This is a genomic window from Micromonospora sp. DT63, from assembly GCF_049841615.1.
Classification (GTDB): Bacteria; Actinomycetota; Actinomycetes; order Mycobacteriales; family Micromonosporaceae; genus Micromonospora.
The window spans coordinates 283032-296213 of the sequence record NZ_JBNCKQ010000006.1 but is presented as its reverse complement, the minus strand read 5'-3'; the positions used below and the strand labels follow the sequence as shown (position 1 = coordinate 296213).

The window sequence follows — 13182 nt, the reverse complement described above, 5'->3', positions numbered from 1 at the left end:
GTCCGGCCCGGGAGCCGGTTCGTGACGCGGTGCCGGTTTACCGGGCGGGGTGCCGGGTAGCGCAGAAGGCATGGAGCGTGGCAACAGCAAGCACGGACCGAGGATCGACGACCAGATGAGCCAGGAGGTCAGCGGCCTCGTGCAGGGGCCGGGGACCGGTGGCTCCCGGGTCGAGGAATCCCGGGTGCCGGAACCGGCCGGCGAGGACCAGCCGGAAACCACCACGGCCCCGGCGGGCGACCTGCGCACCGGCACGCCGCAGGGGATGAGTTCCACCGACGTCGAGCAGCGCAGCCGGCTCGGCCGGTTCATCTCCATGAGCGCGCTGCCCGGCGACCGACTGGTGCTCATCGCCAGCGCCCGGGAGAACGAGGCGCCCGACGACATCGTGGCGGCGCTGGAGCGGCTGCCCGAGGGCACCGAATACCAGACGGTCTCCGAGGTGTGGGCCGCGCTCGGCCACAAGAACGAGACAACGCGCTGGTGAGCAGGATCGTCCCCCGATCCGGCCATCACCAGCGACCAGAGGAGGGTTCCTGATGAGTGGCGTTACCGAACACGTCGAGGTTTCCGTACCCGTTCGCACCGCGTACGACCAGTGGACGCAGTTCGAGGAGTTCCCCCAGTTCATGGAGGGCGTGCAGGAGGTGCGGCAGCTCTCCGAGACGATGACCCACTGGACCGTCGACATCGCCGGCGTGAAGCGCGAGTTCGACGCCGAGATCACCGAGCAGCTGCCCGACGAGCGGGTGGCCTGGCGCTCCACCGGCGGCACCCAGCAGGCCGGCGTGGTGACCTTCCACCGCCTGGACGAGACCAAGACCCGGGTCACCCTCCAGCTCGAGTTCGAGCCGCACGGGGTGGTCGAGCAGGCCGGCGACAAGCTCGGCATCGTCGACCGGCGGGCCAAGGGCGATCTGGAGCGCTTCAAGACGTTCATCGAGCGGCGCGGTCAGGAGACCGGCGCCTGGCGTGGCTCGGTGGACCGCCCCCAGCCGTGATCCCGCGTACCGACCGAGGATGGCCGCCGGAGTTCCCGGCGGCCATCGCCGTCTCTCGGGCCGGCCGGTACCCGTTTGCGATCATCGCGCCCGGGTACGGCTGAGGTCATGACGGACGACAGGGTGTGGCGCGACGAGGAACGGCTTCCGCTGGAGGAGTTGGAGCGCGCCGTGGCGGGCTCCAGCATCGACGGGCAGGCCGACGACGTGACCGGCAACGACGCCGGTGAGGAGGCCGCCTTCGGGCACGGGCCCGCGGCGGCCGACCGGGGCGGACAGGCCGAGGGCGCGGGGCGGGAGCCGACCGACCCGGAGCGCGCCTACCGCCCGTCGACGACCGGCCGGACCGGACCGGACAACGGATAGTCCGCGTCATCGGGCCGAGCGGTCCGGGACCGGGACGGCGTCCCGGACGCGACCGACCCGGCCGCTGAAGGCCTGGACGCGTCAAGACCGGGCCCGGACGCGTCGGAGCCGGGCCCGGCCTGCTCCGGTCCACTTCCGGCGGCGGGCCGGCGGGTGCCCAGTTCGTGGAGCACGATCAGCGCCAGCGCGAGCCCCAGCAGGGCCGAGCCGAGCACCTGCACGGACACGGTGCTGATCAGCACGCCGAGGCTCGTCGGGACGAGCGCCGCGCCCAGACCGGCGGCACCGATCTGCAACCCGATGGCCCGGTCCGCGTGCACAGCGCCGACCCGGTCGGCGGTGGTGAGGGTGAGCAGCGGAAACACCGGCGCGGCGGCGAACCCGAGCACGACCAGGCCGAGCACTGCCAGCGCTGCCGACCCGGGCACCGCGATCAGTGCCGCACCGAGGGCCATGCCGCCGAGGCTGGCCCGCAACACCAACCGGGGCCCGAGCCGTTCGGCCACCACGCCCTGCACCACCCGACCGACGAAGAGACTGCCCCAGTACGCGGAGACGCAGCCGCCCGCCACGGCGGCGCTCAGGCCGCGCCCCTGGGTGAGCAGCAGGAACGCCCAGAGTCCGGCGGACACCTCGATGGCCACGTACAGCGCGAACGCCAGCGTTCCCGACCAGACCGCCGGCAGCCGCAGTGTGGTCAGGATCGGCACCCGGACCGCCGGCGCGGCGTCGGTGGTCCCCGCGCCCGGCTCGGGAGTGCGGCGCCGCCACGCGCGGACGGTGAGCGCGAACGCGGTGGCGAGGACGAGTTGGGCGCCGGCCACGATGCCGTACCCCCACCGCCAGGCCAGCCCGGCGCTGAGCGCCGCCGTCATGATCAGTGGACCGATCGCCACCCCGAGGCCGAAGAAGGCGTGCATCCAGTTCATGTGTCGCGGGCCGAAGGCCCCGGCGGCGTACGCGTTGAGCCCGGAGTCGATCGCACCGGAGCCCAGCCCGAGCACCAGCGCGCAACCCACGAGCACGGCCAGCCCGGGGCTCACGGCGTAGCCGGTGAGCGCCAGGCTGGCCAGCAGGGTGCTGCCGGCGAGCAGCGCGCCCACCCCGAGGCGGGCCAGCGTGAACCCGGCCAGCACGCTGGAGGTGAGATAGCCGACCGTGCCGGCGGTGAGCAGCAGTCCGACCGCCTCGGTGGGTACGCCGAAGTCCGCGCGGATCGACGGCCAGCCCACGCCGAGCAGGCCGTCGGGCAGGCCGAGGCTGACGAACGCGAGATAGGCCAGCAGGAGCAGCGTGGCGCGGGGCGGCGCGGGCGAGGTGGACACGGGACACCATCCTGCCGCAGCGCACCTTACCGGCGGCGGGAGCCGCCCGTCCGTCGCGACAAGAACTCGTGTCCGGACGGTCGAGAAAGCGGACAGCTCAGTCAGAATCGACCGATCGGAGGACGGCAAACGGGTCAGTTCGCGTAAGAATTTCGGGATGCATCAAGGCTCCGGAATCCTCTCCACGCGTCAGCGCCGCCTCGCCTGGCTCGGCTTCCTGCTCGCCGCGCTGCAGGCGCCCGTGTCGGCCTGGCTCGTCTCGGACGAGTCCTGGCTGTTCAGCCTCTGCGTCGCGCTCATGGTGGCGACCGTGATCATCGCCGACGACGCCGCTCGCCGTCGGCCGGCCAACGCGACCGACTAGCCCTCGCCGGCCGGCCGGGCCTCGTGTCCCGGTCGACCCCGGGTGCGGCGGCGTTCCTTCATCTCCGCCTCGTACAGATGACGCCGCCCGCCCACCAACTCGTCACGGGCCTGCCGGTCCAGCTCGCGGAACAGCGCGTGGTAGCCGTCGTCGAAGTCCTCGACGATCTGGAACGTCCACCGGCCGGCGATCACGTTGCGGCCGAGCAGTTCAGCGTCGATCCGTTCGGCGATGTGGGGATGTCCGGCGGCGCGGAACTGTTCCACCGCGTCGTCGAGCATCAGGTCGGCGTGCCCGATCAGCTGGTGCAGCGAGTACAGGTGGCCACGGGCCCGTTCCACGCACTCCAGCGCCTCGCTGAGCTTGCCCAGCGCCGCAACCGTCTCGTCGCTCACCCCTGCCGGCCGCCGGTGCCGCTCGTCCGGCCCGTCCGTCGGGTTCCCCATTGGTGCCTCCACGCTGTCCGCCACCTGACCCGGCGCCGCCCGCGCTCTGTGCCGCGCTGCGCCGTCCCTCTCCTGCTGCCCCGTCTGTGCCGGATCAACCCCCGCGGCCAGCACGGACTCGTCCGGTGGCACAGCCGACACCCGCCGAGCGGCCGAGGCCGACCCGGTGACCGGTCGGTTAGCCTCGGTCACCATGCGTGTGTCGTTCAACCGGGTCGCCTCCCGGACCGCCGTCGATTCGGCGCGGTCCTCCCTGGCCGCCCTCACCGTCTCCGTGGGCACCGCCGGTCTCGCCGCCGCCGCCGCGCGTCCCGGACTGCTGGCGCTTGTCGACCAGCACGCCGCCGCCGTGCGGGACAGCCTGGACGGCGACCGGCGGCCGTTGACCGCCGCGACGCTCGCCGGCTACGCCGAGGGGGTACGCGAGGCCGCCCTGGAGCACGGGTGGACGCCGCCGCGGGGTCCGGTGGACTGGAGCGAGCCGGAGTGGCCGCTCACCCGGCTCGTCGCCGTCTGCGCGCTGGCCCGTTCGCTCGACCGTTCCTGACCGGCCCCGGTCACCCGTACGACACCGGGGCGCGGGAAGGGCGCCCGCGTGACGCGGACGCCCTCCCCCTCACGATCGCCCCGCTACGGGCGGTACTGCTGGGTCTCGTCGGCCGCGCCGGACTGGTACGTGCCGCGCCCACCGGACATCGTCGACTGCTCGTCGACCCGGGGCATGGCCTGGGTCCGGTCGCCGCCACGGTCGGCCATCTGCCGCTCCATGTCGCCGCGCCCGGCCGTGTTGGCCCGCCGGTGCTCCTGCACCGCCCGGGCTTCCTGGGCGGCCCGGTCGAGCCAGCCGTCCCAGCGGTTCTGCATCGGCTTCACCAGACCACCGCCGACGCCGACGATCAGGATGCCGGCGACAGTGGCGAGCACCGCGATCAGCACCGGAGTGGTGACCGTGGTGGCGATACCCACCTGGTTCAGCGCGGCGATCACGCCGAGCGCGATGATGAAGATCGCCGTCAGGTCGGCCAGAACCTTGCCGTACGAGAGCCCGCCCAGCGCCCCGGTGACCAGATCACGGGCGGCGTTGGCGATCGCGGCCGCGATCACGACGATGACGATCGCGATGAACGCGCGCGGCAGCCAGGCCACCACACCGCTGATCAGGTCACTGATCGCGTTGGGTCCCCAGACTCCGAAGGCGAACTGCAGGGTGAACAGCAGGACGGCGTAGTACGCCAACCTGGCCAGGATGTCGCTGGCGTCGTACTTCGTTCTCTCCAGTGCCCGTTTGATGCCTCCGCGTTCGACCGCCTCGTCGAAGCGCACCCGTTCCAGCACCGCATCCACGATCTTGAGGACCGCTCTGGCGATGAGCCAGCCGACCACGAGGATGACGATGAAGGCCACTGCCTTCGGGATGAAGAGCAGCACCGACCTCCAGGTGTCGGCGATGGCATCGCCGATGTCGGCCTGCCGAACCGCGAGGGTTTTCAGCATGATGTCCCTCCTGTCGCATGGACTGCGCCGGGCGCATACCCGGCCACCGGTGCGGCAGTCCGCGCGGCTCGCTGCCATTTTTCCGACAAGTCGCCAGACAGGGGCCCTGACCTGCCCTAACAGTCACTCCGCCAGGGTCAGCCGCGACCCGCGCACATGATCGGATGCGGCTGACCGACGGCCGGCTAGGCTGCGAACATGCCAGGAACGGTCGGGCGAGTCCCCACGCCAGCAACTCCGGTCCCCGGCGCATCCACCGGGCCCGGTGCGGCCGCCGTGCTCGCCCATGACTGGTCCGCCACCGCCCTCGGCCCGCGCGAGAGCTGGGATCCGGCGGTCCGGGCCGTGGTCGAGCTGGTCCTCGCCTCGCCGATGCCGATGGCACTGGCGTACGGCGACGACCTCGTCCTGCTCTACAACGACGGCTACGCCGAGTTGTTGGGGAGCAAACACCCCGCCGCCCTCGGTCGACCGGCCGCCGAGGTGTACGCGGAGGTCTGGACGCTGCCCGGCTTCGGTGACGTGATCGAGCGCGCCTACCGGCAGGGTGTGCCCTTTCTGGAGAAGGAGTCCACGCTCCCCCTGATCCGGGACACCTCCGGGGTGGTCGAGCAGGTGGTCTTCACCAGAGGTCACTCGGCCGTACGCGACAGCGCCGGGCAGATCGTGGGAACCCTGACGGTGGCCGCCGAAACCACCCACGTGACCGAGCAGTTGCAGAGTCTCAGCGAGGTCGCCGCCGCGCTCGCCGGCACCCTCACCCTCGACGACGTGGCCCGGGTCGCGCTGCGCCACACCATCACCACGTTCGACGCCGACCGGGTCGCCTTCGTGGTGGACGAGGGTGGCGGTGGCTGGCGGATGGTGCGCCGGGTCCGCGGTGAGCTGATGGACGAGGCCGACGAGCGTCTGCCGCCGCTGTGGCGGCGCACGCCTGCGGACTGGCTGGGCCCGGTCGCAACAGCGGCCCGCTCGGGCGAGTCGTCGTTCACGCACGACGGGCAGCCGCTGCGTGACACCGCGGTGGACCGCCACGATCAGAAGATCCGCTCGATGGCCGTGCTGCCGCTGGGCACGTCGGTGATCCGGGGTGGGTTGACGGTCGGCTACCAGGTGCCGCACTCGTGGTCGGCGGCCGAGCGGGCGCTGCTGGCCGCCTCGGCGGAGCTGATCGGGCAGGCGGCGGAGCGGGCCCGGCGGTTCGAGACCCAGCACGGCACCGCCCAGTTGCTGCAGCGCAGCATGCTGCCGGAGCACCTTCCCGACCTGCCCCGGCTGCGGATCGCGGCCCGCTACGACCCGGGGGTGGACGGCAACGCGGCCGGCGGTGACTTCTACGACGCGTTCCTGCTGCCCACCGGCGCGCTCGGTGTGGTGCTGGGCGACGTCGCCGGGCACGACGTGCAGGCCGCGGCGCGGATGGGTCAGGTGCGGGCGGCGTTGCGGGCGCTGGCCCTGGCCGATCCCGCGCCGGACGCGGTGCTGGCCGGGCTGGACCGGCTGGTGACCAGCCTCGGTGTGGAGGCCGGCACCCATGAGCTGTTCGTGACTGTGGCGTTCGGGGTCATCGACGCCGAGCGCCGGGAGCTGACCCTGGCCAGCGCCGGTCATCCCGCTCCACTGATCCGCCGCTGCGACCCGGACGGCCGGTCGCACGCCGAGTACGTGGACCTGCCGGCCGGTCCCCCGCTGGGGTTGGGTGGGCGCCCGGGCACCGTCACCGTCGCGTTCCCTCCCGGCGACACCCTGCTGTTGTTCAGCGACGGCGTGGTGGAGCGCCGCCGGCAGAGCCTCACGGCCGGGCTGGACACCCTCGGCGACGCCGTGGCCAAGGCCGGCACCAGTGACCCTCGCGCCCTCTGCGCGGTGGCCACCGCCGCCGTGTCCGGCGGCACGGAGGACGACGTGGCCGTGCTGGCGGTCGAGCACGCGCTCAAGCCGAGCCGGTCGGCGGCGATGGAGGTGCCGGCCGAGCCGACCGCGCCCAGCCGGGTCCGGCACTGGATGACCGGCCAGCTCACCGAGTGGCAGGTGCCCGAGTCGGTGATCGGCGCGGCGGTGCTGTGCACCAGCGAACTGACCACCAACGCGCTGCTGCACGCCGGCACGGCCGCCCGCGTGGAGATCGACCTCAGTCCGGAGCGGCTGTTGGTCTCGGTCGCCGATTCCGGCACCCGCGGCACCGTGACCCGGGCCCGCACCGACACGTTGAGCAGTCGCGGTCGCGGGTTGGGCCTGATCGAGGAGCTGAGTGACGCCTGGGGCACCGACCCGTCGGTGCGCGGGTCCACTGTCTGGTTCGAGATCCTCGTCCCGCCGGCCGAGCCGCGCTGAGTCCGGCCGGCGTCGGCGCTCCCGGACGAATCAGCCGACCGCCGAACGGGTAGGAGTGCGCCCATGGCCACCGAACAACCCCACGGGGTGCTCTTCGACATCGACGGGACGCTCGTCGACACCACCTACCTGCACACCGTGAGCTGGTGGGAGGCGCTGCGCCAGGCCGACCACCCGGTCCCGATGGCGACCGTGCACCGCTCGATCGGCATGGGCTCGGACAAGCTGCTGGACCACCTGCTCGGCCCCGAACGCGACCGCGACGACGACCCCAAGCTGCGCGAGGCGCACAACACCCTGTACACCGAGTACTGGGAGCGGCTGACGCCGCTGCCCGGTGCGGCGGACCTGCTGCGGGCGTGCGCCGAGCGGGGGCTGCGGGTGGTGCTCGCCACCTCCGCCGCGGAGCACGAGGTGGGTGCGCTGCGTCGGGCCCTGAACGCCGACGACGTGGTGGACACCGTCACCTCCTCGGCGGACGCGCAGGAGAGCAAGCCGGCACCGGACATTCTCGAGGCGGCGCTGGAGCAGTCCGGGCTGACCGCCGAGCGCGTCGTCTTCGTCGGCGACTCGGTCTGGGACGTCGCCGCAGCCGGCAAACTCAACATTCCCTGCGTCGGGTTGACCTGCGGCGGCACCAGCCGTGGGGAACTCGCCGGCGCCGGCGCGGTGGCGGTGTACGACGACCCGGCCGCGCTGTTGGCCGAGCTGGCGGATTCCCCGCTCACCCGACCGAGGTGAGACTCACTCCGGTTCACCGGGGCGCACGCGCATAGCCGCACATCGTGCGGGGCATGGTCTGTGGCCACCTGCCCGCACCGCGCGGGTGCGGCGAAAGGGTGGTGTCCGTGGAACCGGTAGACGTCGCGTTCGCGCTGGTGGGCCTGGGCGCGCTGCTCGCGGGCATCCTGCCCCGGGTGTTGGAGCACCGGCCACTGTCCATGCCGATCGCGTTCCTCGCCCTCGGCATGCTGGTCTTCCTCCTGCCGGTCGGGCTGCCGACACCGGATCCGCTGGCCCACCCCGAGCTGACCACCCACCTGACCGAGATCGGGGTGATCGTCGCCCTGATGGGCGCCGGGTTGAAGATCGACCGGCCGTTGAGCTGGTCCCGGTGGTCCTCCACGTGGCGTCTGCTGGTCATCGCGATGCCGTTGTGCATCGCGGCGGTGGCGCTGCTCGGGTGGTGGTGGGCCGGCCTGGTGCCGGCCGCGGCGCTGCTGCTGGGCGCCGCGCTGGCGCCTACCGATCCGGTGCTCGCCGCCGACGTGCAGGTCGGCGAGCCGACCGATGTGGAGGACTCCGAGGACGAGGTCCGTTTCGCTCTGACCTCGGAGGCGGGCCTCAACGACGGGCTGGCGTTCCCGTTCGTCTACGCGGCCATCGCGATCGCCTCGACCAGCCTCGCCCCGCGGGAGTGGATGGCCGAGTGGTTCACCGTCGACGTGCTCTGGAAGGTGGGCGTCGGGGTGGGCGGCGGCCTGCTCATCGGCTGGCTGCTCGGCAAGCTGTTCTTCCGGGCCCCCAGCGAGCTGCGGCTGGCCCGGCACGCGGAGGGGTTCCTGGCGCTGGCCGCCACCTTCCTGGCGTACGGGCTGGTGGAGGTTGCCGGCGGGTACGGCTTCCTGGCGGTGTTCGTGGCCGCGCGGGCCATCCGGGCCGCCGAGCGGACCCACGAGTTCCACTCGGTGCTGCACGACTTCGCCGAGCAGGTCGAGCGGTTGCTCACCCTGGTGTTGCTGCTGCTGCTCGGCGGCGCGATCGTGGGCGGTCTGCTCGCCCCGCTGACCTGGCCGGCGGCGGCCGTGGGGCTGGCGCTGGTCTTCCTGATCCGGCCGGCTGTCGGCTGGTTGTCGCTGCGCGGCGCACCGGGCCGGCCGGCGGAGCACTGGGTGATCTCGCTGTTCGGCATCCGCGGGGTGGGCTCGTTCTACTACCTGGCGTACGCCACCACGAAGGCGGACTTTCCGCAGGCGGAGCTGTTGTGGGCGACGGTCGGGCTGGTGGTGCTCGTCTCGGTGGTGGTGCACGGCGTCGCGGCGACCCCGGTCATGCAGTTGCTGGACCGCGAGGGCGAGCGGACGAAGGACCCGTCCGAACGCGAGGCCCAGCCGGTCGCCGCCGCCGGGCACGCCTGAGCGCCGGGCAGCGGCGCTCAGCCGAGGCGGTCGGCCAGCGCGCGGCCGAGGTCGCGGCCGGAGCGCCAGGCGCTCTGCACGCGGGGCTTGCCGAACGCGTCGCCGGCCAGGCCGATCCCGTCGGCGTCCAGGTGGTGGGTGTTCCCGGTGACGTCGCCGGCGGGCTTGGCGTACGTCCAGCGGTGCACGTGCACGTCGGTGGCCTCTGCGGCCAGCCCCAGCACGTCCCGGACGGCCTGTTCGATAGCCGGTCCGGCGCCGGAGGGTTGGGCCAGGTGGCCGGCGGCGAACTCCGGCACGGTGTGCGCCACCAGCACCGGCGCGTCGTCACCGCGCCGGTCCCCGTCGTCGCAGATGAGCGAGAGCACCGGGTGGTCGTTGACGAACGCGCCGTGAAAGTGCGGCCAGCGTCGGGACGGGAAACGCAGCACCGCGGCCAGGGTCGGCGACCAGGTCTGCGCCTGCACGACCCGGGTGGCGTCGGCCAGGGCGGGATCGAGCAGCAGGGCGGCCTGCGGTCCGGGCATGGCCAGGGCGACCGCCGCGTACGGCTCGCCGTCGACGGTCGGACCGGGCTCCACGGCCAGCACCAGCCGGTCGACGGTCACCGGCACCGCGCCGGCCAGGTGTTCGACGAGCGACCGCAGCCCGCGTGGCGCGGCGTAGCGCAGCGGACCGGGCGCGTCGTGGCGGCCGTTCGTGTCGTACGACCAGAAGGTGTCGGTCCACTCCCGGACCAGACCGGCGGCACGCCACTCGTCGACCACGGCGGCGAAGTCCGGGTCGCTGACGGTGAAGTACGCGGCGCCGATGTCGGCGGGGCGGCCGTCGAAGCGTTTGCTGGCCATCCGGCCGCCGCGGACGTGTCCCCGTTCCCGGACCTGCACCGGCACCCCGGCCCGGGTCAGCTCCACCGCGCAGGCCACTCCGGCGATGCCCGCCCCGACCACCACCACGCCCGAGGAGTTCACGCTCATCCGGTGATCCTAGGCGCCGACTGTCGCGGTGGACGGGCATGAACCGGCGGTGATCGGGGTACTGGCACACCTGTTCGAAGAAAGGGTGATGATGATGACGGACCGCAGCAACGACCAGGCCGACCCGCGCGGCGCGATCAAGGACCCGGACGAGTGGGTCACCGGCGACGAGCCACCCACGGCGGCCCAGGAGTCGTACCTGGCCACGCTGGCCCGGGAGGCGGACGCGACGCTGCCGGACGACCTGACCAAGGCCGAGGCGTCCAAGCGGATCGACGAGCTGCAGGCCGAGACGGGTCGCGGCCAGTAGCTCGCCGCTCAGGGGCGGGGCAGGGTGTGCAGCCGGACCCGCGTCAGGCGGGCTCCGGTTGTCTCGGCCTCCAGATAGGTGGCGTGCGGCTGGGATCGGCGGTCGGTGGGCGACCCGGGGTTGAGCAGGCGCAACCCGTTGGGTGCCACGGTGTCCCAGGGAATGTGCGAGTGCCCGAAGACCAGCAGGTCGACGTCGGGAAAGCGGGCCGCGCACCGCTGTTCCCGGCCGGTGCGGGGGCCGGTCTCGTGCACCACGGCGACCCGTAGCCCGTCGAGGTCGGCGCGGGCCACCTCCGGCAGCCGGGCGCGCAGCGCGGGGCCGTCGTTGTTGCCGTACACGCCGACGAGTCGCCGCGCCCGGGCGGTCATGGCGTCCAGCAGCGACTCGTCGACCCAGTCGCCGGCGTGCAGCACCACGTCCGCCGCCTCGATCGCCGTCCACAGCGGCCCCGGGAGGTCCCGGGCCCGCTTGGGCAGATGCGTGTCCGCCGTGAGCACCAGCCTCATGCCGGCATCATCCCCCGTGTGGGCGCCGTCCACCCGGGGACGCTCACGGGGGCGGTCAACTCCGGCCGTTCAGCGCGACGTGGGTGTGAAGTACCCGGCCGGCATGCCACGCCGGCGCAGCGCCGGGTTCTGCTCGACGTCACTGAGCACACCTGCGGCGTTGATCAGGCCGATGTGCGAGAACGCCTGGGGAAAGTTGCCCAACTGTTCCCCGGTCGACGGGTCGATCTGCTCGGCGAACAGTCCCAGATCGTTGAGCCGCCCGGCCAGCGCGTCGAACAACTCGTGCGCCCGGTCCCGCTCACCGGCCAGCGCCAGGCAGCACACCAGCCAGAACGAGCAGATGAGGAACCCCGCCGGGTCGCCGTTCCAGCGCCGCAGCAGGCCGTCGTGCGACAACTGCTCCTCCACCGCGCGGATCGTCGAGCGCATCCGCTCATCGTCGGCCGGGAGGAAACCCACCAGCGGCATCACCAGCACCGACGCGTCCAGGTCGTCGGATTCGAAACTCCCGGTGTACGCCCCGAGCCGGTCGTTCCACCCCCGGTGCAGCACCTCCGCGCGCACCTCGTCGCGGGCGGCCGCCCAGCGGGCCACGTCCGGCGGCTCACCGAGCCGTGCGCCGAAGCGGACCGCCCGGTCCAGGGCCGACCAGCACTGCACCTTCGAGGACACGTGGTGGCGTTCGATTCCGCGCTCCTCCCACATCCCCGCGTCCGGCAGCTTCCAGTCCCGCTCCGCCTTGTCGGCGAGCGACCGGAGCAGGTGGTAGACGTCGGGTTCCAACGGCTCCAGCCGGTCGCGCATCAGCCAGGCCGCGTCCAACGCCTCACCGAAGATGTCGGTCTGCCGCTGCCGCCACGCGTCGTTGCCGATCATCACCGGCGGGCTGTCCCGGTAGCCGGCGAGCTGATCGAGGCGGTGCTCGGTGAGGTCCCGCTCCCCCAGCACCCCGTACATGATGGGCACCGGCTCCTCGTCGATCCGGCCCATGGCGCGGCCCAACCAGGCGAACTGCCGCTGCACCTCGTCGTAACACGCCGTCCGCCACAGCGCCCGCAGTGTCAGGCTGAAGTCGCGCACCCACACGTAGCGGTAGTCGTAGTTCCGGTCCCCGCCGAGCTTCTCCGGCAGCGACGTGGTCACCGACGCCACCACCGCGCCGCTGGGCCGGTACGTCATGCCCTGCACCACCAACGCGCTGCGCCGCACGTGCTCGGCGTAGATCCCGTTGTACTCGTGCTGCCGGACCCAGGAGCGCCATCCTTCGGCCGTGTCGGCGATGGTCCGGTCGGCCGCGGGCACCTGGGGCTGCGGCGCGTCGTAGGTCGGGGCGTACCCGAGGGTGAAGTTGTGGATCGTGCCGGGGCGGACGGTGAACGTCCCGGAGGCCTCACCGTCCCCGCAGGTCAGCCGCAGATCGGTGACCAGGACGAGCCGGCTCGCCCCGCCGACGGCCTCCAGGGCGCCGTCGCGCTCGACGAGGAACGGCGTGGTCCGGCCGTACTCGAATCGGGGTCGGTAGTGCACCCGCATCGGCACCTCGCCGGAGAGGCCCCGCACACTGCGGACCAGCACCTGCGGCGAGCGCAGACCGATGTCGTGCTCGCGCGCCCCGGGCTCCAGGGCGAGCGCGTCGCTCAGCTCCACCTCGCCCTGCGCGGTACGAAAGACGGTCCGCAGCACGAGGGTGCCGTCGAGGTAGCAGCGTTCGACGGTGAAGTCGGCCTCCGGACGGATCGACCAGTGTCCGGCGTGCTCGCCGATCAGCCGCGCGAACACCGACGGCGCGTCGAACCGGCCCGGGCACCACCAGTTCACCGAGCCCGAGCGGTCCACCAACGCGGCCGTGCGGCCGTCGGCGAGGAACCCGTGGTCGCTGATCTGTCCGCTCTGCACCCGCCTGCCTACCCGGACC

The 13182-nt window shown here is 72.8% G+C and carries 15 protein-coding genes; 9 read left to right on the top strand and 6 right to left on the bottom strand.

Annotation, left to right across the window (positions count from 1 at the left end; genetic code table 11):
• The first annotated feature begins 70 nt into the window (after positions 1–70).
• The 3 genes from ACLQ27_RS22795 (at position 71) to ACLQ27_RS22785 (ending at position 1367) form a co-directional block, all read left to right on the top strand.
• Entirely contained in the window at positions 71–487 is a 417-nt protein-coding gene (locus ACLQ27_RS22795; protein WP_234588369.1) for a DUF2795 domain-containing protein, read from the top strand.
• 52 nt (positions 488–539) lie between these two features.
• Positions 540–1001, top strand: coding sequence for an SRPBCC family protein (locus ACLQ27_RS22790; protein ID WP_234588370.1), 462 nt, complete (start codon positions 540–542; stop codon positions 999–1001).
• A gap of 108 nt (positions 1002–1109) precedes the next feature.
• Complete coding sequence (locus ACLQ27_RS22785; RefSeq protein WP_357497465.1) at positions 1110–1367, top strand: hypothetical protein; 258 nt, start codon at positions 1110–1112, stop codon at positions 1365–1367.
• On the opposite strand, the gene ACLQ27_RS22780 is transcribed toward ACLQ27_RS22785, so the two are convergent.
• The gene (locus tag ACLQ27_RS22780) at positions 1322–2692 is read right to left on the bottom strand and encodes an MFS transporter (RefSeq protein ID WP_425868528.1); all 1371 of its coding nucleotides are present in this window, start codon (positions 2690–2692) and stop codon (positions 1322–1324) included. The genes ACLQ27_RS22785 and ACLQ27_RS22780 overlap by 46 nt on opposite strands.
• Before the next feature lie 157 nt (positions 2693–2849).
• Here ACLQ27_RS22780 and ACLQ27_RS22775 point away from each other — a divergent pair, with 157 nt between their 5' ends.
• On the top strand, positions 2850–3056 hold the full coding sequence (locus ACLQ27_RS22775; RefSeq protein WP_234588372.1) for a hypothetical protein: 207 nt from the start codon (positions 2850–2852) through the stop codon (positions 3054–3056).
• Here the strand turns inward: ACLQ27_RS22775 and ACLQ27_RS22770 are convergent.
• Positions 3053–3502, bottom strand: a complete 450-nt coding sequence (locus ACLQ27_RS22770; RefSeq protein ID WP_234588373.1) for a hypothetical protein — start codon at positions 3500–3502, stop codon at positions 3053–3055. The genes ACLQ27_RS22775 and ACLQ27_RS22770 overlap by 4 nt on opposite strands.
• A gap of 193 nt (positions 3503–3695) precedes the next feature.
• Here ACLQ27_RS22770 and ACLQ27_RS22765 point away from each other — a divergent pair, with 193 nt between their 5' ends.
• On the top strand, positions 3696–4049 hold the full coding sequence (locus ACLQ27_RS22765) for a DUF6401 family natural product biosynthesis protein (RefSeq protein WP_234588374.1): 354 nt from the start codon (positions 3696–3698) through the stop codon (positions 4047–4049).
• 83 nt (positions 4050–4132) lie between these two features.
• On the opposite strand, the gene ACLQ27_RS22760 is transcribed toward ACLQ27_RS22765, so the two are convergent.
• Positions 4133–4996 carry a mechanosensitive ion channel family protein gene (locus ACLQ27_RS22760; protein ID WP_357497460.1) on the bottom strand — a complete coding sequence of 288 codons (864 nt, stop codon included), beginning with the start codon at positions 4994–4996 and terminating at the stop codon, positions 4133–4135.
• 198 nt (positions 4997–5194) lie between these two features.
• Here ACLQ27_RS22760 and ACLQ27_RS22755 point away from each other — a divergent pair, with 198 nt between their 5' ends.
• The 3 genes from ACLQ27_RS22755 to ACLQ27_RS22745 all read left to right on the top strand — a co-directional run bounded on the left by ACLQ27_RS22755 (position 5195) and on the right by ACLQ27_RS22745 (position 9468).
• A complete protein-coding gene (locus tag ACLQ27_RS22755) occupies positions 5195–7330 on the top strand; it encodes a SpoIIE family protein phosphatase (RefSeq protein ID WP_425868525.1) in 2136 nt (711 codons plus the stop codon).
• 63 nt (positions 7331–7393) lie between these two features.
• On the top strand, positions 7394–8071 hold the full coding sequence (locus tag ACLQ27_RS22750; protein ID WP_234588377.1) for an HAD family hydrolase: 678 nt from the start codon (positions 7394–7396) through the stop codon (positions 8069–8071).
• A gap of 107 nt (positions 8072–8178) precedes the next feature.
• The gene (locus ACLQ27_RS22745) at positions 8179–9468 is read left to right on the top strand and encodes a cation:proton antiporter (RefSeq protein WP_425868523.1); all 1290 of its coding nucleotides are present in this window, start codon (positions 8179–8181) and stop codon (positions 9466–9468) included.
• 17 nt (positions 9469–9485) lie between these two features.
• Here the strand turns inward: ACLQ27_RS22745 and ACLQ27_RS22740 are convergent, their stop codons facing one another.
• A complete protein-coding gene (locus tag ACLQ27_RS22740) occupies positions 9486–10424 on the bottom strand; it encodes an NAD(P)/FAD-dependent oxidoreductase (protein WP_425868711.1) in 939 nt (312 codons plus the stop codon).
• A gap of 115 nt (positions 10425–10539) precedes the next feature.
• Between ACLQ27_RS22740 and ACLQ27_RS22735 the strand changes: the two genes are divergently transcribed.
• On the top strand, positions 10540–10755 hold the full coding sequence (locus ACLQ27_RS22735) for a DUF3072 domain-containing protein (RefSeq protein WP_357119772.1): 216 nt from the start codon (positions 10540–10542) through the stop codon (positions 10753–10755).
• Positions 10756–10763: 8 nt separating this feature from the next.
• Here ACLQ27_RS22735 and ACLQ27_RS22730 read toward each other — a convergent pair whose 3' ends face one another.
• Together ACLQ27_RS22730 and ACLQ27_RS22725 are read right to left on the bottom strand one after the other, a co-directional pair.
• Entirely contained in the window at positions 10764–11264 is a 501-nt protein-coding gene (locus ACLQ27_RS22730; RefSeq protein WP_357575662.1) for a metallophosphoesterase family protein, read from the bottom strand.
• Between the two features lie 69 nt (positions 11265–11333).
• Positions 11334–13163: a glycoside hydrolase family 15 protein gene (locus ACLQ27_RS22725; RefSeq protein ID WP_357497452.1), complete on the bottom strand. Its 1830-nt coding sequence runs from the start codon at positions 13161–13163 to the stop codon at positions 11334–11336.
• Positions 13164–13182: the final 19 nt, after the last annotated feature.